This window comes from Kitasatospora sp. NPDC096140, assembly GCF_040303045.1.
In the GTDB taxonomy this organism is placed as follows: Bacteria; Actinomycetota; Actinomycetes; order Streptomycetales; family Streptomycetaceae; genus Kitasatospora.
Window position 1 is genome coordinate 69,191 of the sequence record NZ_JBEOUW010000013.1, and the last position, 24,089, is coordinate 93,279.

13 protein-coding genes are annotated in these 24,089 nt (G+C 73.8%); 3 read left to right on the forward strand and 10 right to left on the reverse strand.

The genetic code is table 11. The features are described from left to right. Window positions 1-35: 35 nt before the first annotated feature. Window positions 36-1,355 (reverse strand): SUKH-4 family immunity protein, encoded by a 1,320-nt coding sequence (locus tag ABT048_RS15985; RefSeq protein WP_350521984.1) that lies wholly within the window; start codon window positions 1,353-1,355, stop codon window positions 36-38. Window positions 1,356-1,576: 221 nt separating this feature from the next. Between ABT048_RS15985 and ABT048_RS15990 the strand changes: the two genes are divergently transcribed. Further along, window positions 1,577-4,393, forward strand: a complete 2,817-nt coding sequence (locus tag ABT048_RS15990) for a penicillin acylase family protein (protein ID WP_502894015.1) — start codon at window positions 1,577-1,579, stop codon at window positions 4,391-4,393. 55 nt (window positions 4,394-4,448) lie between these two features. Here ABT048_RS15990 and ABT048_RS15995 read toward each other — a convergent pair whose 3' ends face one another. After that, complete coding sequence (locus ABT048_RS15995) at window positions 4,449-4,751, reverse strand: hypothetical protein (protein WP_350521985.1); 303 nt, start codon at window positions 4,749-4,751, stop codon at window positions 4,449-4,451. Window positions 4,752-4,916: 165 nt separating this feature from the next. Here ABT048_RS15995 and ABT048_RS16000 point away from each other — a divergent pair, with 165 nt between their 5' ends. Together ABT048_RS16000 and ABT048_RS16005 are read left to right on the forward strand one after the other, a co-directional pair. Next, entirely contained in the window at window positions 4,917-5,471 is a 555-nt protein-coding gene (locus ABT048_RS16000; RefSeq protein WP_350521986.1) for a YceI family protein, read from the forward strand. 124 nt (window positions 5,472-5,595) lie between these two features. Then, entirely contained in the window at window positions 5,596-6,813 is a 1,218-nt protein-coding gene (locus ABT048_RS16005; protein ID WP_350521987.1) for a threonine synthase, read from the forward strand. A gap of 44 nt (window positions 6,814-6,857) precedes the next feature. Here the strand turns inward: ABT048_RS16005 and ABT048_RS16010 are convergent, their stop codons facing one another. The 8 genes from ABT048_RS16010 to ABT048_RS16045 form a co-directional block, all read right to left on the reverse strand. Further along, complete coding sequence (locus ABT048_RS16010; protein WP_350521988.1) at window positions 6,858-7,922, reverse strand: ABC-2 membrane transporter-related protein; 1,065 nt, start codon at window positions 7,920-7,922, stop codon at window positions 6,858-6,860. Next, window positions 7,919-8,761 (reverse strand): ABC transporter ATP-binding protein, encoded by an 843-nt coding sequence (locus ABT048_RS16015; protein WP_350521989.1) that lies wholly within the window; start codon window positions 8,759-8,761, stop codon window positions 7,919-7,921. The genes ABT048_RS16010 and ABT048_RS16015 overlap by 4 nt, the downstream gene beginning before the upstream one ends. Further along, window positions 8,758-9,174 carry a GntR family transcriptional regulator gene (locus ABT048_RS16020; RefSeq protein WP_350521990.1) on the reverse strand — a complete coding sequence of 139 codons (417 nt, stop codon included), beginning with the start codon at window positions 9,172-9,174 and terminating at the stop codon, window positions 8,758-8,760. Before ABT048_RS16020 ends, ABT048_RS16015 begins: the two co-directional genes overlap by 4 nt. Window positions 9,175-9,331: 157 nt before the next feature. Continuing rightward, window positions 9,332-10,387, reverse strand: coding sequence for an MDR family NADP-dependent oxidoreductase (locus ABT048_RS16025; RefSeq protein ID WP_350521991.1), 1,056 nt, complete (start codon window positions 10,385-10,387; stop codon window positions 9,332-9,334). Further along, complete coding sequence (locus ABT048_RS16030) at window positions 10,384-12,048, reverse strand: phytoene desaturase family protein (protein WP_350522091.1); 1,665 nt, start codon at window positions 12,046-12,048, stop codon at window positions 10,384-10,386. The genes ABT048_RS16025 and ABT048_RS16030 overlap by 4 nt, the downstream gene beginning before the upstream one ends. Window positions 12,049-12,074: 26 nt before the next feature. Next, a complete protein-coding gene (locus tag ABT048_RS16035; RefSeq protein ID WP_350521992.1) occupies window positions 12,075-13,844 on the reverse strand; it encodes a phytoene desaturase family protein in 1,770 nt (589 codons plus the stop codon). Then, a complete protein-coding gene (locus ABT048_RS16040; protein WP_350521993.1) occupies window positions 13,831-23,073 on the reverse strand; it encodes a non-ribosomal peptide synthetase/type I polyketide synthase in 9,243 nt (3,080 codons plus the stop codon). Before ABT048_RS16040 ends, ABT048_RS16035 begins: the two co-directional genes overlap by 14 nt. Window positions 23,074-23,145: 72 nt before the next feature. After that, complete coding sequence (locus tag ABT048_RS16045; RefSeq protein WP_350521994.1) at window positions 23,146-24,003, reverse strand: sterol desaturase family protein; 858 nt, start codon at window positions 24,001-24,003, stop codon at window positions 23,146-23,148. Window positions 24,004-24,089 lie beyond the last annotated feature (86 nt).

Consider the following 24,089-nt stretch of genomic DNA (forward strand, 5'->3'; position numbering starts at 1 on the left):
CCCGTCACCCGCGGCCCGTCACCCGCCGCCCGCCGCTACTCCAACAGGCCCCCCATGTGGCCGTCGTCGACCCGGATCGGCCAGAAGTGCGTATCGGACGCGAAGGCCTCCGGGTCCAGCCTGCGCAGGGCCTCCTCCGCCGCGGCGTCCAGCAGCTCGCTCGGGTGGAAGACCTCCCAGGGCACCGGCGCGTACCGACCGCCCCAGCGGCGCCGGTCGGCGCGCAGGCGCTCGTACGTCCAGACCACGTAGAGCAGGGCCGAGACGTCCCGGTGGAGGTACGCGGCGGGCTCGCCGTCGTCGAACCAGGCCGGGAGTTCGACCCGGCCGGTGGCACCGTCCAGCGCGACGGTGAACTCGTACGGCCAGTCGGCGAGGGCCAGGAACTCGCCCTGGTGGTCGCGGCGGTGCTCCGCGCCGTACTCGGGGTCATCGGGGTCGTAGAGGTCCGGGAAGATCTCCGCCATCGTGTACAGCGGCCCCACCGTGTCGATCCGGAACACCCCCCGGTCGGAGACCGGCAGGCCGATCCCGGTGAGCAGCCGCCGCGTGGGGACGTGGCAGAGCTCCGCGGGCAGGTCCGACTCCTCGAAGCGCTGGACGGTGCCGTCGGTGAGCGCCGCGAGCTCCTCGACCAGGGACGCGTCGACCGCGTACCGCAGGCCGCCGGGCTCACCGGGCAGTGCGCCCCAGGCGAGCGCCCGGACCCGCATCGCCGTCTCCCAGTGCGCCGGACGGCCGGCCGTCCGCCGGAACAGCTCCGGATCGGCCGCGCGCATCCGCTCCAGGGAGATCCTGGCGGCCTCGGCGACCGCCGCCGGGCCGCGCGGCTCGTCCTCCTCGCCGTCCTCGTCCTCCTCGCCTTCCTCGGGCTCGTACGGCTCGTCGGCACCCGCCGTGACGGCCTCGACCTCGATCATCAGTGCGACCAGCGGGTCCAGGCCGCTGGCGAGCAAGTCCCGCTTCAGGGCACCGGCGTCGTCCCGGCAGGCCAGGTACACCTCGCCGGTGGCCCCGTCGAGCAGTACATCGGCGAGCGCGTCGCCGAACGCGTCGCGGTAGGTCGTCTCGCCGAGCACGACCAGAGCCTCGGCACCGTCCTCCCGAAACCCGTCGTACCACGTCGCGGCCGTCGCCATGGGCTCGTGCCACGACGCCGTCAGGTCCAGGTGGGCGAAGCAGCGGGGCAGGCCCCCGGCAGCCAGCCGCGCCCGGCTCGGCCCGTGGGTGAGACCGGCGGGCAGCTCCCGGGGCCCGAAGCCCTCCGGCACCGGGACCTTCGTTCCCGTCACCGCCCCGGCGTCCTCCGCCGCCCCGACGCTCTCCTTCGACACCGCGTCCCGCTCCGCACCCATGCCCGCTCGCCCCCTCCCCCGCCGTTCCGACGGACGATCTTGCCTCGACGCGACCGACCCTAGCCGACACCGCCGACAACCGGCCCGAACGCACCGGCCGCCCAGGCCCGGGAGGCGTCAACTCCGCGGCGTGCCACAGGAAATGGCATGCACGCCACTAGCCAACCGGCCAGTAGCGCCCCTACCGTCGAGCTCTCGTGGCTTCGACGGAGGAGTCCGCCTTGCGCCTACACCCCCACCCCCTCCGACACCCCTTCCGATCCCAGGCGGCCGCCGCCCTCGCGTCGGCCCTGCTCGTCACCGCCGCCCTGACCGCCGTCCCCACCGCGGCCGCCGCCCCCACCGCGCCGAGCGCCGCCGCCGGCGACTACTGCGGCGGCCACTGCGCCGACATCCTGCCGCCCGGCGAGAACGGCAACGCCACCCTCGCCGACATCCTGCTCAACCGGATGTTCGGCACCCGCCCCGCCCACACCGACGACCAGCTCGGCCCCTACGCCGCGCTCGCCTCCGGCTACCCCGGCCTCACCGAGGCCAAGCTCCGCGACTTCTTCAACGACGCCTCCTTCGGCGTCCCCGCCGACCAGGTCGCGAGCACCACCAACCCCCGCCCGGACGTCACCATCGTGCGCGACAAGGCCACCGGCGTCCCGCACATCACCGGCACCACCCGCTACGGCACCGAGTTCGGCGCGGGCTACGCCGCCGGCCAGGACCGGCTGTGGGTGATGGACCTCTTCCGGCACGTCGGCCGCGGCCAGCTGTCCGGCTTCGCCGGCGGTGCCGCCGCCAACCGCCAGCTGGAGCAGAGCTTCTGGCAGGCCGCGCCGTACACCGAGGCCGAACTGCAGCAGCAGATCGACGCCATCGCCGCCCGCGGCGGCCGGGCCACCCAGGCCCTCGCCGACGCCAACGCCTACCTCGACGGCATCAACCAGTACGCCAAGGAGTCCTACAACGCCCGCACCTTCCCCGGCGAGTACGACCTGACCGGGCACATCGACCCGATCACCAACGCCGGGTCGATCGAGCCGTTCAAACTGACCGACCTGGTCGCCCTCGCCTCCGTGGTCGGCGCCCTGTTCGGCTCCGGCGGAGGCAACGAACTCGCCTCCGCCCAGGTCAAGTCGGCCGCCGAGGCCCGCTACGGCAAGGACGCCGGGGACGCGCTCTGGAAGTCGCTGCGCGAGTCCGACGACCCCGAGGCCGTCCAGACCCTGCACGACGGGCAGAGCTTCCCGTACGCGACCGTCCCCGACCGGCCGCAGGGCGAGGCACTGCCCGACCCCGGCTCCGTGGTGCCCGAGCGGATGATCTACGACGCCACCGGCTCCGCGAACACCGCCGCCACGAAGGCGAACGGCGTCCTGCCCGGCAACCTGCTCACCGCCAAGCACGGCATGTCCAACGCCCTGCTGGTCTCCGGTGCGCACACCGACGACGGCCACCCCGTCGCCGTGTTCGGCCCGCAGACCGGCTACTTCGCCCCGCAGCTGCTGATGCTGGAGGAGATCCAGGGCCCGGGGATCAGCGCGCGCGGCGCCGCCTTCGCCGGCCTGAGCTTCTACGTGCAGCTCGGCCGCGGCCAGGACTACGCCTGGAGCGCCACCTCGGCCGGCCAGGACATCACCGACAGCTACGCCGTCCCGCTCTGCACCACCGACGGCTCGCCGGTCACCACCGCCTCGAACTCCTACCTCTGGCACGGCCAGTGCGTGCCCCTCGACCGGCTGGAACGCAAGAACGCCTGGAACCCGACCACCGCGGACTCCACCGCGGCCGGCTCCTACACCCTGGTGATGTACCGCTCGAAGTACGGCCTGGTCACCGCGCGCGGCACGGTCGGCGGCGCACCCGTCGCCTTCACCTCACTGCGCTCCACCTACCGCCACGAGGCCGAATCCATCATCGGCTTCCAGGAGCTCAACGACCCCGGCGCGGTGCACGACGCGGCGAGCTTCCAGCGGGCCGCGCAGGACATCGACTACACCTTCAACTGGTTCTACGCCGACTCCCGCGACATCGCGTACTACAACTCCGGCAGCAACCCGGTGCGCGCCCCGGGCGTCGACGCCGGACTGCCCGTCCGCGCCGAACCCGCCTTCGAGTGGGCGGACTTCGACCCCGCCGCCAACACCGCCCGGTACACCCCGGCGGCCGAGCACCCGCAGTCCGTCGACCAGGACTACTACGTCTCCTGGAACAACAAGCAGGCGAACGGCTACACCTCGGCCGGCTTCGGCAACGGCTCGGTGCACCGCGGCAACCTGCTCGACGACCGGGTCAAGGCGCTGCTGCAGGGCGGCGGCAAGGTCAGCCGGGTCTCCCTCACCCAGGCCATGGAGAGCGCCGCGCTCGCCGACCTGCGGGCCGAGGACGTGCTGCCCGACCTGATCCGGGTGCTGCGCAGCGCACCGGTCACCGACCCGGCCACTCTCACCGCCCTGCAGCAACTGGAGGCCTGGCTCGCCGACGGCGCCCGGCGGCAGGAGACCTCGCCCGGCAGCCACACCTACGCGGACGCGACCGCGATCCGGGTGCTGGACGCCTGGTGGCCGCTGGTCGCCGAGGGCGTCATGCGGCCCGGCCTCGGCGACCAGCTGTTCGGCGCGCTGACCGGCGCCCTGCAGATCAACGAGTCGCCCTCCGGCGGGCAGACCGGCCCCGGCGGGGGCCCGGTGAGCGCCAACGAGGGCATCCCGCACAAGGGTTCGTCCTTCCAGTACGGCTGGTGGAGCTACCTCGACAAGGACCTGCGCGCCGTCCTCGGCGACCAGGTCAAGGGACCGCTCGCCCGCCCGTTCTGCGGCGGCGGCGACCTCACCGCCTGCCGGAACGTCCTGCTCGACACCCTCAAGCGCGCCGCCGCCCAGACCCCGGCCCAGGTCTACCCGGGCGACCCGGACTGCTCGGCCGGCGACCAGTGGTGCGCCGACACCGTCATCCAGCGCCCGCTGGGCGGCGTGACGGACGCCAAGACCACCTGGCAGAACCGCCCGACCTACCAGCAGGTGGTGCAGTTCCCCGCCCACCGCTGAGCCGCCGGACGGCAGTCCCCGCCGGAACCCCGGCGGGGGCTGCCGTCCTCAGCCGTCACTTCACCCGGGCGGCGGCGACCTCCGCGTCCCCCTTCAGATTGTTCGCCTCGTCGCGAAGCCGCCGGCGCGCCACCATGTACGTCGTCCGAGTGGCGCCGGTGGTCAGCCGCCCGGCGGTCGAGTCGACCAACTCGCCCACGGTGTCCAGCAGTTCGGCGATCGCACGCAGCAGCGTCGCCTCCTCCGCCGCCGGCACCGGCTCCCGCCCGCTCTCCCGGGCCATCGGCAGCGCGTCCTCCCGGATCTTCGTCCTCGCCGCCCGGACCGCCTCGATCACGGCCCCGATCCCGCTGTCCATCCCGGCTCCCTGGTCGTCCGACTCCTCCGACGTCCCATCCCTCCCCCGCCCCGCAGAGGCCCAATCCGACGGGCGACGCCCGGGGAGTGCCCCTAGCGTGGTCCGGGGACCGCCCGGCCACCCCCGGGCCGGGGGCCGACACCCGTACCAGGAGGCACACCGACCATGCCCGCCACCCTCTCCGACCTCACCGGCGACTACGTCCTCGACCCCACCCACACCCGGATCGGCTTCGTCGCCCGGCACGCCATGGTGACCAAGGTCCGCGGCGCGTTCCAACGGTTCGAGGGCACCGCCCACCTCGACGGCGCGGACCCAACCCGCTCGACCGCCCAGCTGGTGATCAAGGCCGAGAGCATCGACACCGGCGTCGAGCAGCGCGACCAGCACCTGCGCACCAACGACTTCCTGGACGCGCCGAACTTCCCGGACATCACCTTCCGCACCACCAGGATCGAGCAGAAGTCCGACACCGACTACCGGGTCACCGGGGACCTCACCATCAAGGACGTCACCAAGGCGGTCACCGTCGACTTCGAGTACACCGGCAACGCCGTCGACCCGTACGGCAACCTGCGGGTGGGCCTGGAGGGCTCGCTGACCATCAGCCGCAAGGAGTTCGGCGTCACCTGGAACGCGGCGCTGGAGGGCGGCGGCGTCCTGGTCGGCGACAAGGTGGTCCTGGAGTTCGACATCTCCGCGGTCCGCCAGAACCAGTGACCGCCGCGGGTGCCCGGCGACCCCGCCGGGAGCCCGCCGGCCCCGGGGCGGCAGCCCGCCGACCCCAGGGCGGGAGCCCGGAAACCGCCGGACCGGACGCCCACCGCCCGGCTAGTCTCCTGACATGGCAACAACAGACTCGCTCGCGACCGGCCAGCGCTCCCTCGGCGACCCCGACCTCGACTACCCGCTCTGGCCCCCGCTCACCGCGGGCTGCCCGGGCACCGGCACCGAGGACGTCTCCTACCCCGTCGAGGTCGACTACGCCTACGACAAGGCCGACCCGGCGAGCCTGTTCGCCCCCGCAGCGACCCGCGGCGGCCTGGAGCGGTGGGCCCCCCTGCTGCCGCCGCTGCTCGCGCCGGGCCTGGGCGAGGGCGCCACGCCGCTGGTCGAGATCGAGCCCGGGGTGTACGTCAAGGACGAGTCGCGCAACCCCACCTGGAGCCACAAGGACCGGCTGAACCGCTGCACCACCGGCGCCGCCGTGGGCGTCGGCGCGCCCGGCATCGCGGTCGCCTCCTCCGGCAACCACGGCGCCTCGGCCGCGGCCTACGCCGCCCGCGCCGGGCTGCGCTGCGTCGTGTTCACCGGCCCCGACGTCCCGCCGAACGTCGACGCCTTCCTCAACGCGTACGGCGCGGTGGTGCTCCCGGTGCCGTGGGAGGCGCGCTGGCCGCTGCTGCGCCAGGTGGTCGACCGGCTCGGCCTGCACCCGGTCAGCAACCTGACCACCACCCACACCGGGCACGCGTACGGCCCCGAGGGCTACAAGACCGTCGCGTACGAGATCTTCCAGGACGTCGGCGTGCCCAGCGCGGTGTTCGTGCCCACCGGGTACGGCGAGTTGCTCTTCGGCGTCTGGAAGGGCTTCGCCGAGCTGCGCCGCCTGGGCCTGACCGACCGGGTGCCGCGCATCCACTCCTGCGAGGCGGCGGCCTCCGGGCCGCTGGCCCGGGCCGTCGAGCAGGGCCTCCCGGCCGCCAAGGTGACGGTCGGTCCGAGCAACGCCTACTCGATCGCCTCCCCGGTGAGCGGCTACCGCGGGGTGGTCGCGGTCCGGGAGAGCGGCGGCCGGGCGCTGACCCTGGACGACGGCCGCCTCGCCGACGCCCAGCGCGAGCTGGCCCGCGCCGGCCTGTGGACCGAGCTGTCCGCCGCGGCCGGCCTGGCCGGGCTGCGCAGCCTCGGCGAGCCGGACCTGTCGGACGGACCGGTGGTGTGCGTGTCGACCTCCACCGGCTTCAAGGACCTGGGCGTCGGCAGCCGCCGGACCGAGCCCGTCACCCCGGAGTGGGACGCCGTCCTCCGCCGCCTGCGGGCCGCCGGAATCACCGGCTAGGACCTCCCCGCCGGGCCACCGGCGGCCCCCGGGCCCGCGCCCCGCTACACCGTGGTGCGGGCCCGGCGCACCAGCCACCAGGTCACCGCCAGGGACACCAGGAACAGCCCCAGGTTCAGCCCGTTCTCGATCAGGTGGAAGGTGCCCAGCCGGCTCGCCGGCTGCAGGCTCTGCTGGATCCCGGTCAGCCCGTGCTCCTGCAGGCAGGCGGTGAACGCCGCGGTCCGCCCGTCCGGGACGGCGCCGCACCACTGCCCCATCACCTCGTTGTACGGGTGGAGGGCCCCGGCGGCGTCGACGAAGGGCGCCTTGCCCCCGTCCAGCAGCAGTTCGTCGGCCACCGGCGCGAACGGGTCGAGGCCCTGGCCGTGCTCCGCCCCCAGCTGGATCGTCCGGGTCACCGGGTCCATCAGGTGCGGCCGCAGCTGCTCCATCAGCATCGTCCGCGCGCCGAAGGCGCCGAGCACCGCCACGAACGCGGGCAGCAGCCGGCGCAGCCCCGCGCCCACCGCGACGCCGAACATCCCCCAGCCGAGGGCGAGCGTCAGCGGCAGCCAGCCGCCCGCCTGGTAGAGCGTCCCCTCGAACAGGCTCCGCCGGTCGGCGAGGTGGACGAGCCCGGCGACGTGCAGGCACTCGGCGGAGAGCACGGCGGCCAGCCCGCCGACGACGGTGCCGAGCACGGCCAGCTTGCCGAACAGCCACTGCCGCGGGCTGATGTCCTGGGACCACGCGAGCAGCAGGGTGCGCTGCTCGTACTCCCGGGCCAGCAGGGGCACCCCGATGAACATGCCGAACATCGCGGGCAGCAGGACCACCAGGTTCAGTTGGTAGCCGGCGATGTCGGCGGCGTGCCTGATCCGGGCGAGCCGGTCGTCCGCGACGGCCTTGGAGCAGTCCGGCCCGTGGCACAGGTCGAGCGCGCTCTGCAGGTCGGCGGCGTTGACGGCCATCCAGGCCAGGAGGGCGAGGGTGGTGACGGCGGCGCCGATCAGCTGCCAGCGGTGCTGGCGCCAGCTGAGCCAGAGGATGCCGCGCCACAGGTGTCCCCGGGCGGCGGGCGCGGTCCGGGTGGCGGCGGGTGGCGGGGTGACGGCCGGGGCGCTCACCGTCCGGTCTCCCCGAGCGAGGTCTTCAGGTAGCCGAGCACGAGGTCCTCCAGGGTGACGGGGTGGCCGGTCCAGCCGGGGGCGCCGAGCGGGGTCGCCGCGCCGAGCAGGGTGCGCACCACGAAGGTGGACTGCCGGGCGGTGTGGTTCTCGTGGACGACCTGCCCCTCGACGGGCGGCCGTTCGGCTCGCGGGCCGGTCAGCCGCACGTGCTGGGCCAGGAGGTCCTCGACCTCGCCGTCCAGGATGTTCCGGCCGTACGAGAGGAGGAGTAAGTGGTCGCCCACGCCTGCGAGTTCGGCGACGACATGGGTGGACAGCAGCACCGTCATCCCGGTCTCGGCGACTTCGGCGAGCAGTTCGCCGGTGACGGCCTTGCGGGCGACGGGGTCGAGGTTGGCCAGCGGTTCGTCCAGCAGGAGCAGCGACGGGCAGGCGCCGAGTGCGACGGCCAGCGCGACCTGGGCCTGCTGCCCGCCGGAGAGCTTGTCGCAGCGCCGGCCCAGCGGGACGTCGAACCGGGCCAGCCAGGCGAGCGCGCGGGCCTGGTCCCAGACGTGGTTGGTGTGCCGGCCGAAGTTCAGCATGTCGGTGACGCTGAAGTCGCGGTAGAGCGGCTTGTCCTGGGAGAGCAGCACCACCCGGCCGTCCGCCCGGTACTCCCCGGCGGTGGGCTTGAGCATGCCGCCGACGATGCCCAGCAGGGTGGACTTGCCCGCACCGTTCGCGCCGACCAGCGCGACCACCCCGCCGGCCGGGAGCGCGAAGCTGCAGTCGTCCAGGGCGGTGACGCCGCGGTAGCGCTTCGTCAGTCCGCGCGCCTCCAGGACCGCGGTCACGCCCCGGCTCCCTGGCGCGTGTCGCGCTCGGCGGCGGCCGGCTCCTCGGCGAGCACGGCGGTCACCAGGGCCTTGACGTCCTCGTCCTCCAGCCCGGCCTCGCGGGCTTCGGCGACCCAGCGGGCGAGCCCGGTGCGCAGCCGCGCCATGTCGTGCGGCTCGACGGCGCCGAGCGAGCCGGTGACGAAGGTGCCGGAGCCCTGCCGGGCCTCGACGAGGCCGCCGTGCTCCAGCTCGCGGTAGGCCTTGAGCACGGTGTTCGCGTTGACCGTGCACGAGACGACGACGTCACGGACGGCCGGGAGGCGGTCGCCGGGCTTCAGCAGCCCCAGCCTGAGCGCTTCCCGTACCTGCTGCACGAGTTGCGCGTAGGCCGGGAGGCTGTCCGCCCGGTCCACATGGAATTCGATCACGGGGCATCTCCTCGGTCGTTGAGGCCTGCCCGTGAATTGTTATGGTTCAGTAGAACACTAGTCAACCACTACACCGAAACACCGCTGCGAGACCCTGCGTCGGAACACTGCAGCGAACACTGCGCCGGAACACTGCCCGGAGCGCCGGGGCCGCCGCTCAGAGCTCCACCAGCACCTTCCCCCGGCTCGCCGAGCGGTCCACGTAGAGGCTGCGGTACGCGGCGGGGATGCTCTCGAAGCCCCGGTGCACGGTCTGCTGGTAGCTCAACTCCCCGCCGCGGACCAGCGCGCCGAAGTCCCGCCGCAGCGCCGCCCAGTTCTCCTCGGTGAACCACTCCAGGGAGAAGATGCCGCGGATCGTCGTGCGCGGGTACATGATCATCGGCAGCAGCCGGGGCCCCGCCCAGTCACCGCCGACCTGGCTCCCCCACTGCCAGCAGACCGCCACCCGGCTCTCCACCGCGAGCATCCCGAAGACCACGTCGGTCAACACTCCGCCGAGGCTGTCGAAGTAGCGGTCGACACCGTCCGGGGCCAGCTCGGCGAGCTCCTTCGCCAGCCGTTCGGGCGCGTCGCCGTCGCGGTACAGCACCACCCCGTCGAAGCCCAGCTCCCACAGCCGCTCGGCCTTCTCCGGCGTCGCCGTGGTGCCGATCACCCGCGCGCCCCGGTGCCTGGCCAGCTGCCCGACCAGCGAACCGACGGCCCCGGAGGCCCCGCTGACCAGCACGGTCGATCCGGGGCGCACGTCCAGGAACTTCTCCACCGTCCCCCAGGCCGTCATGCCCGGCCCGCCCAGGACGCCCAGCGCGGTGGACAGCGGCAACACCTCGTCGTAGTCCCCGGGGTCCAGCCGGCGGAAGGCCGGGAAGACCATCGGGAAGGTGCCGGTCTGCCAGAGCCTCGGCGCCCCGTTGCCGATCACGTGGCTGCGCCAGCCGCCGAAGCCCTGCACCAGGTCGCCGACCGCGAACCGCGCGGCCGGCCCGGCCTCCAGCACCTCCATGATCGAGTCTGCGCCCATGTGGTCGCCGATCGGGGTGTCCAGCGCGATGCCCTGGAGGTACGGGTCGACCGAGACGTAGCGGGTGCGCAGCAGCATCTCGTCCTCGGCGAGCCGGACGTCCACGTCCTCGACGACCTTGCGGTACATCCGCTCGATGTCCGGCACGCCCTCCACGTGCTCCCGGACGGTCCACTTCTCGATCCTCACGAGGTCACTCCAAACTGGCGCTCGACGGGTCCGACCGGGTCGATGAGCAGGGTGGGCGGCGGCGCGCTGTCGTCCACCTCGGCGGTGAACGGCCGGCCGTCGTCCCGGCAGATGAACTGGACGACGTGCCGCCCGGCCGCCGCCGCCCGGATCAGGCCGCCGGTGGTCGCCCACACGCCGGAGAGGTAGAAGTTCTCCAGGCCCGGCAGCCCGGGCCCGTTGCGCTTGATCTCCTCCTCCAGGGTCTCGCCGCTCTCCACGAAGGGCTGCCAGCCCAGCACCGTGCCGTCGTAGTTGCCGGTGTAGCGGACCTGGGTGAGCGGGGTGGAGACGTCCCGCACGGCCACCGCGTCCCGCAGGCCCGGGTGGCGGCCGTCCAGGAAGTCGATCACCGCGTCCCGCACCCGGCGCTTCTCCCGCTGGTACTCCCGGCCCCGGCCGACCGGCAGGGTGTGCAGTTCCTCGCCGCGCCGCAGCCGGGGCGTCTGCTCCGGGCCGGTGCTCAGCGCGCGCCAGGGGGCGATGTCGCAGAAGTAGCTGGCATAGACCACGGTGGTCCCGGCCGGGGACAGCTCCGGGTAGTGGCGGCTGCGGAACTGGACGTTGATGCTGGGGTGCCGGATCCCGGTGAGGCGGGCGGCGACGTCGTCCTCCAGCAGGTAGGTGGTGCACGGGTCGCCGGCCGGGAAGGGGCGGCGCAGGCCGAGGAAGACGGTCAGGTAGCCGGGGAAGACCATGCCGGGCTCGGAGATGGTCCGGGTGTACAGCCGGCGGTAGGTGTCGTTCAGGTAGCGGCCCTTGAGCAGGTCCAGCACGGTCGTCCGGCCGTCGCAGGCCGCCACCACGATGTCCGCCCGCACCTCCCGGCCGTCGCTCAGCCGCACCCCGACCGCCCGGTCCCGCTCGACCAGGATCTCGGTCACCTTGGCGTTGTACGTGATCTCGCCGCCGAGCCGCCGGTAGCGCTGCTCGACCGAGTGCGCCAGGCCGAGCGAGCCGCCCTCCGGCACCCCGGCCGACTGCCCCGCGTGCGAGGCGAGTTGGAAGTACGTCGGCAGTACCGGGAAGTTGGGGTGCTTCTCGTACAGGACGAAGTTGAACGCCTCGCGCAGCAGCGGGCTCCGGAACCGCGCCGAGTAGTCGCTCATCAGCACCGTGATCGAGCGCCGGATCACGTTGAAGTACGGCAGGAAGGAGGCGAGCATCCGCCACCGCTCGCGCCGTCCCATCAGTCCGACGGGCTTGAGGAAGGGGTAACGGGCCAGCGCCAGGCGGAACTTGCGCAACCCGGCGCAGAACTGCCGGATCTGCCGGGCGTCTTCCGGCGCCAGCTCCAGCAGGTGGGCCTCCAGCCGGTCCGGGTCGGAGTAGAAGTAGACCGCCCGGCCGTCCCGGGCGCGCACCACGTTGAACACGTCGAAGTTGCGCATCCGCTTGCCCTGCAGGGCGCCGAGCTCCAGCCAGATCCGGTGCATCTCGTTGCCCGGCCCGCTGCCCAGCAGCCAGCTGACGCAGCAGTCGAAGGTGAACTCGCCGCGCTCCCAGCCGGTGCAGCAGCCGCCGGGGATCTCGTGCATCTCCAGGATCCGGGTGCGGTAGCCGTTCATCTGCGCGTAGCAGCCGGTGGACAGGCCGCCGAGCCCGCCGCCGATGATGACCATGGTCCGCCTGTCGGCCGTCGTCCCGCTCACTCCGCAACTCCCACTTCCGCCGCCTCCGCTTCCGGCACGACCGCCTCGGGCACCACCGCCTCGGGCCCGACCGCCTCGGGCGCCCCCGCGTCCGGCGCTCCCACGGTGGCCCGGTCGAGCTGCGGCAGGCTGCCCCACTTGCCCGGGTGCCAGGGCTCCCGGTTGTCGCTGGGCCAGGCCCGGAACGGCCGGCCGAGTTCCCGGCAGAGGTACTGCGCGGCGAACCGGCCGCTGGTGGCGGCCCGGATCAGCCCGCCGAGCGCCGTCCACTGCCCGGCCATGGAGAACCCGCTGAGGCCCGGCAGCCGCATCCGGTCCCGGTTGACCAGCCGGTTGGCGGCGTCCTCGGCCTCGGAGAAGGCCTGCCAGGCGAGGATGCTGCCGTAGGTGTTGCCGGTGAAGCGCTCGGTGGTCACCGGCGAGGCCACGTCGACCAGTTCGATCCGCCCGGCGAGGCCGGGGTGGGTCCGCTCCAGGAAGCCCCGGACGAACGCGGCGACCTCCTGCTTGCGCGCCCGGTACGCCTTGCGGTCCCGGACCCGCAGGTCCTTCCAGGAGCGGTAGTCGCTGAAGTAGGTGCAGTGCAGCACCGACTTGCCGGGCGGTGCGAAGCCGTCCGCGTAGGACGAGCGCAGCTGCACCACCAGGCTGTGCTGCAGCGAGCCGGGCAGCCGGGCGCCCTCCTCGGGCGCCAGCAGGTAGGTGGTGCTGTGCGGCTCGCCCTCGGGCAGCGGGCCGTCGACGCCGACGAAGGCGGAGACCACGGCCGGGTACAGGTTGCCCGGCTTGTCGAGCAGTTCGCCGTACAGCAGGTCGGTCGCGGGGCTGGAGTAGCGGCCCTCCAACAGCCGGTCCAGGACCGTCGGGCCGTCGCAGGCGGCGACCACGTGGTCGGCGAAGTGCCGTGACCCGTCGCGGAGTTCGACGCCGACGGCGCGCCCTTCCTCGACCAGGATCCGCTCCACCCGGCAGCGGTAGCCGATCACCCCGCCGAGCCCGGTGTACCGCTCCTCCACCGAGCGCGCCAGCCCCAGCGAACCGCCCTGCGGGAAGCCCGCGTTGCCGTTGTGCGCGGCGGCCAGCGTGTACAGGTACGGCAGCAGCGGGAAGCCCGCGGGCTCCTGCAGGAACATGTTGGGGAAGGCCCGGCGCAGCAGCGGGTCCTGGAAGCGTTCCGCGAAGCCGCTCATCGGGGTGGTGGCGGTGCGCCAGAACAGCCGGAAGGCGGGCAGGACGGTGCGCAGGGTGCGCAGCCGCTCCGCCGTGGTGCGCAGCGGCGGCGGGGTGAGCTCCCAGGGCAGGTCGATCGCGGCGAAGCGGCGCAGGTCCCGGCAGAAGGCCCGGATCGGCCCGGCGTCGCCGGGGGCGAGGGCCAGCAGGTGGCGTTCCAGCCGGTCCGGGTCGCCGTAGAAGGTGACGGCGCGGCCGTGTTCGTCGACGACCCGGTTGAAGGTGTCGAAGCGGGTCACCGACTTGCCGTCGAGGGCGCCGAGTTCGCTCCAGACCTGGTGCGCGCCGGTGCCCTCGGCGGTGCCGATCAGCCAGTCGATGCAGTAGTCGAACAGGTAGCCCTGCCGGGACCAGGCGGTGCAGCAGCCGCCGGGCAGGACGTGCTTCTCGAAGATCCGGGTCTCCAGGCCGCTCATCTGCGCGTAGCAGCCGGTGGCGAGGCCGGCCAGGCCGGCCCCGATCACGATGACCCGGGGCGGGCCGCCGGGGGCCCGCTCCCTCGTGGACCAGTCCGGTCCGCGGTCAGCCGCGGCCATCGGCGGTGCCTCCGGCCAGGATGGCACCCGCCAGTTCGGCGTTCCGGGCGGCGTACTCGCCGTCGAGCATCTCGGCGTGGCTGCCGTGGCCGGCGTACACGGCGGTGCCGGTGGTGGAGGCGCCGTGCCAGGAGCCGTCCTCCCCGCCGACGTGCACGCCCAGCCGCTCGCGCTCGCAGACCACGTCGAGCTGGGCGCGCACGGTGCCGGTGTTGGGGGTGCGGCTGCAGAACTCCAGGTAGTCCCGGGCCTGTTCGAGGGTCTCGCGGGCGACGATCCGCGAGCCGGTGTGGCGGTGCAGGTGCTCGTGGAGTTCGCGTTCGAAGACGGCCACGTGCTCCTCGCCGAGGTCGAAGGCGTCCAGGACCCGGTAGGCGTCCACCAGCAGCACCGAACCGACCGTCCGGCCCCGGCGTTCCAGCTCCTTGGCCACTTCGAAGGCGAGGTTGCCGCCGAGCGAGTAGCCGAGCAGGACGTGCGGGCCGGACGGGTCCAGTTCCTCGACCAGGTCGGCGTAGCGGGCGGTCTTGTCGTCGCCGGTCAGGTAGTTGAAGGCGGCGATCCGGTGCTCGGGCAGGTGGGCGGCGAGCTGCCGGTAGACCAGGCCGTGGCCGCCGGCGGGCGGGAAGCAGAAGACCGTCCGGCCGCCGGTGGCCCCGGCGTTGAACCAGAGGTGGGGCTGGCCGCCGGCCACCTCGCCGGTGATGATCTGCTCGATCGTGCGGGCCATGCCGTGCAGGGTGGTGACCTTGAACAGCAGGCCGACCGGGATGCCGATGTTGAACTCGGTCTGGAGGTGGTGGATCAGCTCGATGAGCCGGATCGAGCTGCCGCCGAGTTCGAAGAAGTCGTGCTGCAGGCCGACCTCCTCCAGGCCGAGCAGGGTGCGCCAGTGCTCGGCGACCCGGGTCTCGTAGAGGGTGACGGGCGGTTCGTGCTGGGCGCCGCCGGTGTCGGCCTTCGGCTCCGGCAGGGCGGCGAGGTCGACCTTGCCGTTGGGGGTGAGCGGCAGGGCGGGCAGCTCGGTGAGGTAGGAGGGGATCATCACGGTGGGCAGGTGCTCGGCCAGGTGGCGGCGCAGTTCGCGGCGGTCCAGCACGGTGCCCTCGGCGGGCACGACGTAGGCGGCCAGCACGGTCTCGCCGGAGGAGTCCTGGCGCACCGCCACGCAGGCCTGGGCGAGTTCGGGGCGGGCGGTGAGGTGGGCCTCGATCTCGCCCGGTTCGATCCGGTGGCCGCGGACCTTGACCTGGTTGTCGATCCGGCCGAGCAGGTGCGCGGTGCCGGCGGTGTCCCAGTGGCCGAGGTCGCCGGTGCGGTAGAGGCGTACGGGCCGGCCGTCAAGCTCCAGGGTGGTGAAGCGCTCGGCGGTCTGGTCCGGGTCGTTGGGGTAGCCGGCGGCGACGCCCGCGCCGCCGATCCACAGCTCGCCGGGCACGCCCGCCGGGACCGGCTCGCCGTACGGGTCGAGGATGTACAGCGCGCTGTTCGGGAAGGGGCGGCCGATCGGCACCATCCGGCCGGGTTCCAGCTCCTCGGCCGCGCCCTCGTAGTAGGTGCTGTCGACGGTGGCCTCGGTCAGCCCGTAGGAGTTGACCAGCCGGGTCCGCTCGCCGCACAGGGCGCGCAGCCGGCGGTGCTCCGCGGCCTTCCAGGAGTCGGAGCCGACGACGACCAGCTTCAGGAAGTCCAGTCGCAGCCCGTCGCGTTCGCAGTGGGTCAGCAGCGCGCGGGCCACGGCGGGCACGAACTCCCCGCAGTCCACGGCTTCTTCGCGCATGACCCGGTGCAGCCGGGCGGTGTCGAAGAGCAGCTCGCGGTCGACCAGGACGAGGGTGCCGCCGGTGCCGAGCGCCCGGGCGAGGTCGCCGGAGAAGACGTCGAAGGCCGTCCCGGCCATCTGCAGGTGCACCCGGGCCTCGGTGTCCAGCCGGTACTCGGCGCGCCAGCCGGCGGTGACGGCGGCCAGGTTGCGGTGGTCGACCCGGACGCCCTTGGGGCGGCCGGTGGAGCCCGAGGTGTGGATGACGTAGGCGGCCCGGTCGGGGTCGGCGGCGGGCAGCGGCCCGGCTGCCGCGGCGGGCCGCTCCAGTTCCTCCAGGGTGACCGGCCGGGCGGGCAGTTCGGCGGGCAGCGGGCAGCGCTGGTCGACCACGACCAGCTCGGCCCGGGCGTCGGCCACCTGGTACGCCAGCCGGTCCGCCGGGTGCCCGGGGTCGAGCGGGAGGTACGCGGCGCCGGCCCGCCAGATCGCCAGCAGGGTGGTGATCAGCTCGGGTGACTTGTCCAGGCAGACGGCCACCACCGAGCCCTCGCCGACGCCCAGTTCGCGCAGCCGCAGGGCCGCGCGCCGGGAGCGCCGGTCCAGTTCGCCGTAGGTGAGGCGCCGGACCTCGTCGCGGCCGGGCGCGACCACGGCGACGGCCTCGGGGCGCTCGGCCGCGGCCTTGGCGATCAGTTCGGGCAGCGGGATGTCGTGGTCGATCCGGCGTTCGGCGCCGCTGAAGCCGGTGAGGATCTCGCGGCGCTCGGCCGCGTCCAGCATCCGCAGCCGTCCGACCGGCTCGCCCTCGGCGGCACCGGTCATGGCGTCCAGCAGGTTGCGGTAGTGCGCCGCGAGCCGCCGGACGGTGGCGGGCTCGAAGAGGTCGGAGTTGTACTTGAAGACGCAGTGGAAGCAGCCGTCCGAGCGGTCCTCGTAGGCGGACAGGGTCAGATCGAACTGCCCCTCCTCCTCCGGGAGTTCGATGTACTCCAGGCGGTAGCCGAAGCGCTCCACGGCGACCTTGTGGGTGAGCAGGATGAACATCGCCTGGAACACCGCGGAGCGGCTCGGGTCGTGCTGCAGCCCCAGCTGCTCGACCAGCAGCGGGAAGGGGTACTCCTGGTTGTCGAGCCCGCCGAGCACGCTCTCCCGCACCCGGGCCAGCAGCTCGGCCACGGTCGGCTCCCCGGCCAGGCTCACGTGCAGCGGCAGCGGGTTGACGAAGTAGCCGTAGACGGAGGCGAACTCCTCCTGGGTGCGGCCGGTGACCGGGCTGCCGACCACGATGTCCGGCTGCCCGGACCAGCGGTGCAGCAGCAGGTAGTAGGCGCTGAGCAGCACCATGAACGGGGTGGCGTTGTGCGCGCGGGCCAGCTCGTGGACGCGGGCGGTGAGTTCGGCGTCCAGCCGGAAGAACTCGGAGGCGCCGTTGTGGGTCTGCACGGCCGGGCGGGGCTTGTCGGTCGGCAGCGCCAGCACCGGCATCTCGGCGGGCAGGTGGCCGCGCCAGTAGTCGAGCATCCGCTGTGCGGCGGGCCCGGCCAGGAAACGGTTCTGGTGGTTGAGGAAGTCCAGGTAGCGGGCGGCGACCGGGGGCAGGTCGGGGGTGCGGCCCTGGCGCAGCGCCTCGTAGACCTCGAACAGCTCCTCGATGAAGGTGAAGGTGGAGATCGCGTCCGAGACGATGTGGTGGACGGCCTTCATCAGCACCCAGCGGTCCGGTCCGCGCCGGAACAGCCGCAGCCGCACCAGCGGGTCGTCGGCGAGGTCGTAGGGTCGCCGGTACTCGCGGACGATCAGCTCGTGGATCTCCTCCCACGGGCGGCCCTCGACGTCGAACAGCCCGGTGTCGGCCTCGGCCTGCGCGCGGATGCGCTGGACCGGCCGGCCCTCCTCCGCCGTGAACGCGGCGCGCAGTCCGGGGTGGCGGGCGACGAGGTGGCGGAAGGCGGCGAAGACCAGCTCCGGGTCGAGCACCGCCCGCACCTCGACGGCGCCGCCGATGTTGTACGCGAAGCCGTCCGGGTGCAGCTGGCGCAGGAACCAGAGCGCCTGCTGGTTGTGGGTGAGCGGGTAGCGGGACTCGTCGGTGTGCAGGTCGACCTCGGCCTGGGCGGCGTCGCCGTCGGTGTCGAGCCGCTCGGCGAGGCCCGCGGTGAGCAGGTCGGCCAGGTCTCCGACGGTGCCGTTGCTGAGCAGGGCCACCACGGGCAGGGCGACGCCCAGCTCGCCGTGCACCCGGGCGCGCAGCTCCATGGCGAGCAGCGAGTCCAGGCCGTGCGCGCCGAGCCGGGTGTCGGTGTCGATCCGCTCGGCGCCGATCCGCAGCACGGCCGCGGCGGCGGCGGTGAACCGCTCGGTGACCAGCTCGCGCCGGGTCTGCGGGTCGGCCGCCCGGTAGGCGTCCAGGAAGCCGCCGGTCTCGGCCGGGGCCTGCTCGGCGGCGCTCGCCGCGAGGTCGGCGACCAGCGGCGGCGGCGCCGGGTACCAGGCGAGGAAGGTCGGCCAGTCGACCACGGTGGCGACCAGCAGCTGGGCGCGGTCCTGCCCGAGGACGCGCTCCAGGACGGCCGTCCCGGCGTCCGGCGGCAGCGAGCTCATGCCGCGGGCGTCGCGGTAGTGGGCGACCAGGCCCAGCTCCTCGATCATGCCGGTGGCCCAGGGGCCCCAGTCCAGGCTGAGCGCGGGCAGGCCGTCGGCCCGGCGGTGGTGCGCGAGGGCGTCCAGGAAGGCGTTGCCGGCCGCGTAGTTGGTCTGCCCGGCGGTGGTGAGCAGGGAGGCGACGGAGGCGAACAGCACGAAATGGTCGAGCGGTTCGTCGCGCAGCAGCCGGTGCAGCAGGTGGCCGCCGGCGACCTTGGGGGCGTAGCCGGCGTCGAAGGACGGCCGGTCCATCTGCGCGAGCAGGGTGTCCTTGACCTGCCCGGCGAGGTGGAACACGCCGCGGATCGGCGGGCGTTGGCGCTCCCGGTAGTCGGCGAGCCAGGCGGCGAGGGCTCCCTCGTCGGTGACGTCCACCGGGGCGAGCAGGGGTTCGGCGCCGAGCGCCTGGAGTTCGCGCAGGAAGGCGATCCGCTCCCCGGCGGGGGTGTGCGGGTCGGTGTGCGCCCAGCGGGAGCGCTCCGGCAGGGCGGTGCGGCCGACCAGGATCAGCCGCCGGGCGCCGCGCTTGACCAGGGTGCGGCACATCAGGCGGCCGAGGGCGCCGAAGGCACCGGTGACCAGGTAGCTGCCGTCGGGGCGCAGGACCGGCGGGAGCGGCCGGGTGAGGCCCTCGGCCTGCCGCAGTCGGCCGGTCAGGCGGCCGCCGGCCCGCAGCGCGATCTCCTGCTCGTCCCGGGCGGCGAGTTCGGCGAGCAGCGCCCCGGCCTGGTCGGTCGCGGCGACGGCCGGGTCGAGGTCGATCAGGCTGCCGCGCTGGGCGACGAGTTCCTGCTGCCACAGCACCCGTCCGATGCCCCAGGCGGGGGCACCCAGTGGCTCGACCCGGTCGCCGGGGGCGGCGGGCTGGGTGCCCCGGGTGACGATGTGCAGCCGGCCGTCCGGGCGGGCCTCGGGCAGGGCTTGGGCGAGGGCGATCAGGGAGTAGGCGCCGAGGGTGGCGAGGCCGTCGAGCCGGTCGGCCGTGGCGGCGTCGAACGCGGGCAGGTCGAGGTTCCAGAGGTGGACGACGGTGTCGTAGCCGGGCTCCAGGGCGGCGAGCAGTCGCCTGACGTCCTCGGCGGAGTCGGGGCGTACGGTCGAGTGCCCCTCGGCGTACCGGAACTCGGGGCCGGGCCGCACCAGGTGGCAGCGGGCGCCGCGTTCGGCGGCGAGTGCGGCCAGCCGCTCGGCGAGGCCGCCGCCGTCGGCGAAGAGCAGCAGGTCGCCGGTGGCCTCCTCGGCGGCCGGGGCGGGTGCCTCCACCCAGGCGACCTCGGTGAGCCAGCCGTCGATGGTGGCCAGGCCGACCGAGGCCGGGGCCTGGGCGACGTCGGCGACCCGGAAGCCGGTGATCCGGCCGAGCGGGGTGCCGTGCTCGGCGTACAGGACGATGTCGCCGACGAGTTCGTCGCCGCTGTCCCGGGTGACGGTGGCGTGCGCCCACAGGGGCCGGTCGCCGATCTCGTCGAGCCGGACCTCCTCGATGGCGACCGGCAGGCGGACGCTGCCGCCCTCGGGCGTGTGCAGCGTGGTGGTGAGCAGGGTCTGGAAGCAGGCGTCCAGCAGCACCGGGTGCAGGTGGTGGTCGGCCGCGTCGGGGCCGAGTCCGGCGGTCGGCCGGATCCGGGCCAGTGCCTCGCCGGGGCCCGCCCAGACCTGCTCGACGGCCCGGAAGGCGGGCCCGTAGTCGTAGCCGCGCTCGGCCAGCCGCCGGTAGCACTCCGGTCCGTCGAGGTGCCGGCCGTGGGCGTCCGGCGTCGAGACGTCCAGCGCGGGCCCGTACGAGCGCCGCTGGCCGGTGCGGACGCGGCCGCAGGCGTGCACGGTGGGCTCGCCGCCGGCCGGGGTGGCGGCGATGCTGAAGCGGGCGTCCTCGGGCGCGTAGCCGAGCTGGACGGTGACGGGCTCGGTCTCGGAGAGGAAGAGCGCCCGGTTGAGCTCGACCTCGGCCAGCACCACCTCGGTGCCGCCGGTCAGGGCGCGGACGGCCTGGGAGGCCATCTCCAGGTACCCGGCGGCCGGGAAGACCACCTGGCCCTCGATCCGGTGGTCGGTCAGGTACGGCAGCCGTTCGGGGTCGAGCGCGGTGGTCCAGCCGGGCTGGGCGCTCGCGGTGCGGCGGCCGAGCAGCGGGTGGTCGACCCGGCCGAGCCGGACCTGCGCGACCGGCGCGGGCTCGACCCAGTACCGGTCGCGCCGCCACGGGTAGCCCGGCAGCGGCACCGGCCGCCCTGCCGGGTGCAGCGCCTGCCAGCTCAACTCGACGCCGAGGGTGTGCAGTTCGGCCAGGCTGCGGGCGAGGCGCTCGGGCTCGTCCTGGCGGCGGCGGATCGACGGCAGGGTGTGCGCCTGCTCGGCGCACTCACGGATCGCGTGCCCGAGCACCGGGTGCGGGCCCAGCTCCAGGAACAGGGCGTGCCCGTCCTCGGCCATCCGCTCGACGGCGGCCCGGAACCGGACCGGGTTGCGGACGTTCTCCCACCAGTACCCGCCGTCCAGCTCCGGCCCGCGGGCGAGCCCCTCCCGCGCGGTCAGGTAGAGCGGCAGCCGCGCCTCCTGCGGCTTGAGGGCGGCGAGCGCGGCGATCAGCTCGTCCCGAATCGGGTCCATCCGCACGCTGTGGTACGGGACTTCGACGTCCAGGAGCCGGGCGAACACGCCCTGCCGCTTCAGCTCCTCGGCCAGCTCGCCGAGGGCTTCGGTGTCCCCCGCCAGGGTCACCGCGGACGGGCTGTTGACCGCCCCGAGCGAGATCCGGGTGCGGTACGGCCGGATCCGGCGCTCCGCCTCCGCCTCCGGCAGGCCGACCGCGAGCATGCTGCCGGTGCCGGCCAGCCGCTGCTGGAGCCGGCTGCGGGCCAGCACCACCCGGACGGCGTCGGCCAGGTCGTACACCCCGGCCTCGTGGAAGGCGGCGACCTCGCCGGTGCTGTGGCCCACCACCGCGTCGGGGCGCAGACCGTGACTGCGCCAGAGCGCCGAGAGCCCGACCTGGACGGCGAAGTTGGCGGGCTGGGCCAGCCAGGTCTCGGCCATCCGGGAGTCCGCCTCGTCCCGGTCCAGCTCCGCCAGCAGCGACCACCCGGCCTGCTCGCGGATCTCCTGGTCGACGGCCAGCACGGCCTCGCGGTAGACCGGTTCGCTCTCGTACAGGCCCCGGCCCATCCCCCACCACTGCGGGCCCATGCCGGTGAACACCCAGGCCAGGCGCCGCTGTCCGCGCTCCCGGGCGCGGCCCCGGGCCACCCGCGGGTGCTCCTCGCCGCGCTCGCAGGCGGCCAGCGCCTCGTCCAGGTCCTGCCGGGAGCCGTACGCGACGGCCAGCCGCTCGGGCAGGTGCTGGCGGCGGTGCGCCAGGGTGTGGCCGAGGTCGGCGAGGGAGGCCCCGGCGGCGAGCTCCTGCCGTACGGCGGCGGCGAGTTCGGGCAGTCCGGCGGCGTCCTTGGTGCTCAGCGGAAGGACGGTGCACCCCGGCTCCGCGACCGGTGCGGCGGGCCCGGGGCGGGGCGGCTCCTCCAGCAGGACGTGCGCGTTGGTGCCGCCGAAGCCGAAGGAGTTGACGCCCGCGCGGGCCGGGCCGCGGTGCTCGGGCCAGTCGACCGCTTCGGTCGGGATCTCGAAGGGCAGCGCGGCCAGGTCGATGCCGGGGTTGGGCCGCTCCAGGTTGAGGTGCGGCGGGATGCGGCGGTGCTTGAGGGCCAGCGCGGTCTTGATCAGCCCGGCGACGCCGGCGGCGGCCTCGGTGTGCCCGATGTTGGTCTTGACCGAGCCGACGTAGCAGCGGTCCCCGGTGCGGCGGCCGACGCCGAGCACCCGGCCGAGCGCGGCGGCCTCGATCGGGTCCCCGACCGGGGTGGAGGTGCCGTGCGCCTCGACGTACTGCAGGCTGCCGGGCAGCACGCCGGCCTCGGCGCAGACCCGCTCGATCAGGGTGACCTGCGCGTCCGCGTTGGGGACGGTGATGCCGTTGGTGCGGCCGTCCTGGTTGACGCCGCTGCCGAGGATCACCGCGTGCACCGGGTCCCCGTCGCGCCGGGCGTCGGAGAGCCGCTTGAGCACGACGACGCCGACGCCCTCGGCCCGTACGTAGCCGTCGGCGGAGGCGTCGAAGGCGCGCGACCGGCCGTCCGCGGAGAGGAAGCCGCCCTTGGTCTCGGCGATCGTGTACTGCGGCGCCATGTGCAGCAACGCGCCGCCGGCCAGCGCGAGTTCGGTCTCGCCGCGGAGCAGGCTCTGGCAGGCCAGGTGGACCGCGACCAGGGAGGAGCTGCACGCGGTGTCGATCGAGACGCTGGGGCCGCGGAAGTCGAAGCAGTGCGAGATCCGGTTGGAGACCATCGTCATCATGGTGCCGGTGGCGGTGTGCGCGGCGATGGTGGCGAAGTCGAGGTCGGCGAACTGCAGGATCTTCCAGTCGAGGGTGAAGGCGCCCATGTAGACGCCCACTTCGCGGCCGGCCAGCTCGCCGGGGCGCAGGCCGCCGTCCTCCAGGGCCTCCCAGCTGACCTCCAGGAGCTTGCGCTGCTGCGGGTCCATGTGTTCGGCCTCGCGCGGGCTGATGCCGAAGAAGTCCGGGTCGAAGGTGTCGAAGCCGTCGATGTAGCCGCCCCGGCCGCCGATCAGCCGCCCCGGCTTGGCCCGGTCCCGGCTGCCCAGGGTGCCGGTGTCGTACCGGTCGGCGGGCGTGTCGGTGAGACAGTCCCGGCCCTCGATCAGGTTGCGCCAGTAGGTCCGGTGGTCGTTGGCGTGTCCCGGTAGGCGGCAGCCGATACCGGTGATCGCGATCGGTTCGCGGGGCGCGGCGGAGGGCGAGGAGGTCATGGTCCAATCCGGAGGGTGATGGATGCTGGCGTGGCGCCGGGGCACGGGCGAGGGGCGGCTGCGCGGCCGGGCTCAGACGGACTGCTCGGTGGTCTTCGCCCGGCGCCAGGGGTGGAGCAGGCTGGCGCCGAGCTCGCCGGTCGTGGGGAACGCCGCGGGATCGGTGAGACCGACGGTGGTGGGCACGCGGCCGGGCCGCCAGGTGAAGCTCCCGAACACGTGGTCCCACAGCGAGAGGTCGGAGGAGTAGTGGCCGGCTTCGGCGAGGTCGGTGCTGTGGTGCAGGCGGTGGAGTTCCGGTCCGGCCAGGACGTGGCCGAGCGGGCCGAGGTGGACGTCGATGTTCGCGTGGACGAAATACCCCTGCGCCAGAACGAATATTCCGACCACGAACACTGAATCCGCGGAGAATCCGATCAGAGCCAATGAGAGTTGGACGACGGACTGTGCGAAGAAGACGTCCAGGAAATGATTCACGCCGTTGTTCGCGACGTTCACCTTCTCCGGGACGTGGTGCACGCCGTGCAGCCGCCAGAGCCACCGGTTGTGGTGCGACCAGCGGTGCACGAGGTAGTCACCGAGCGAGCCGACCAGCAGCGCGAGTGGGATCTCCACCGCGAAGGGGAGCGCCGGGTGCGCCGGGCCGAGCAGTTCGACCAGCGCGGTCACCACGCCCTGGGCCAGCGCACCGCCGACCATGCTCAGCACGAAGTAGACGCTGTACCAGCCGAGTTCGCGACGCGTCGGGTGCCAGTCGGTCCGGTACGGGATCACCCGCTCCAGTACCGCCAGGTATCCGATGACGGCCACCAGGACGAGCGGGGAGACCCGGTCCGGCGCCCAGTGGAAGTGCAGGGTGGCGACGGCGGTGCAGAGAACGCCCAGGAGCAGGAGCGGATGGGCGAGCCGGCGTGCGGTGGCGTACAGCACGCGCCCCCCGTTCTTCGCGGACTAACGACTGGATTCGTCCACGACTCTAGCGGGAGCCGATGGTCGGGGCAGTCATTCGACGTGTT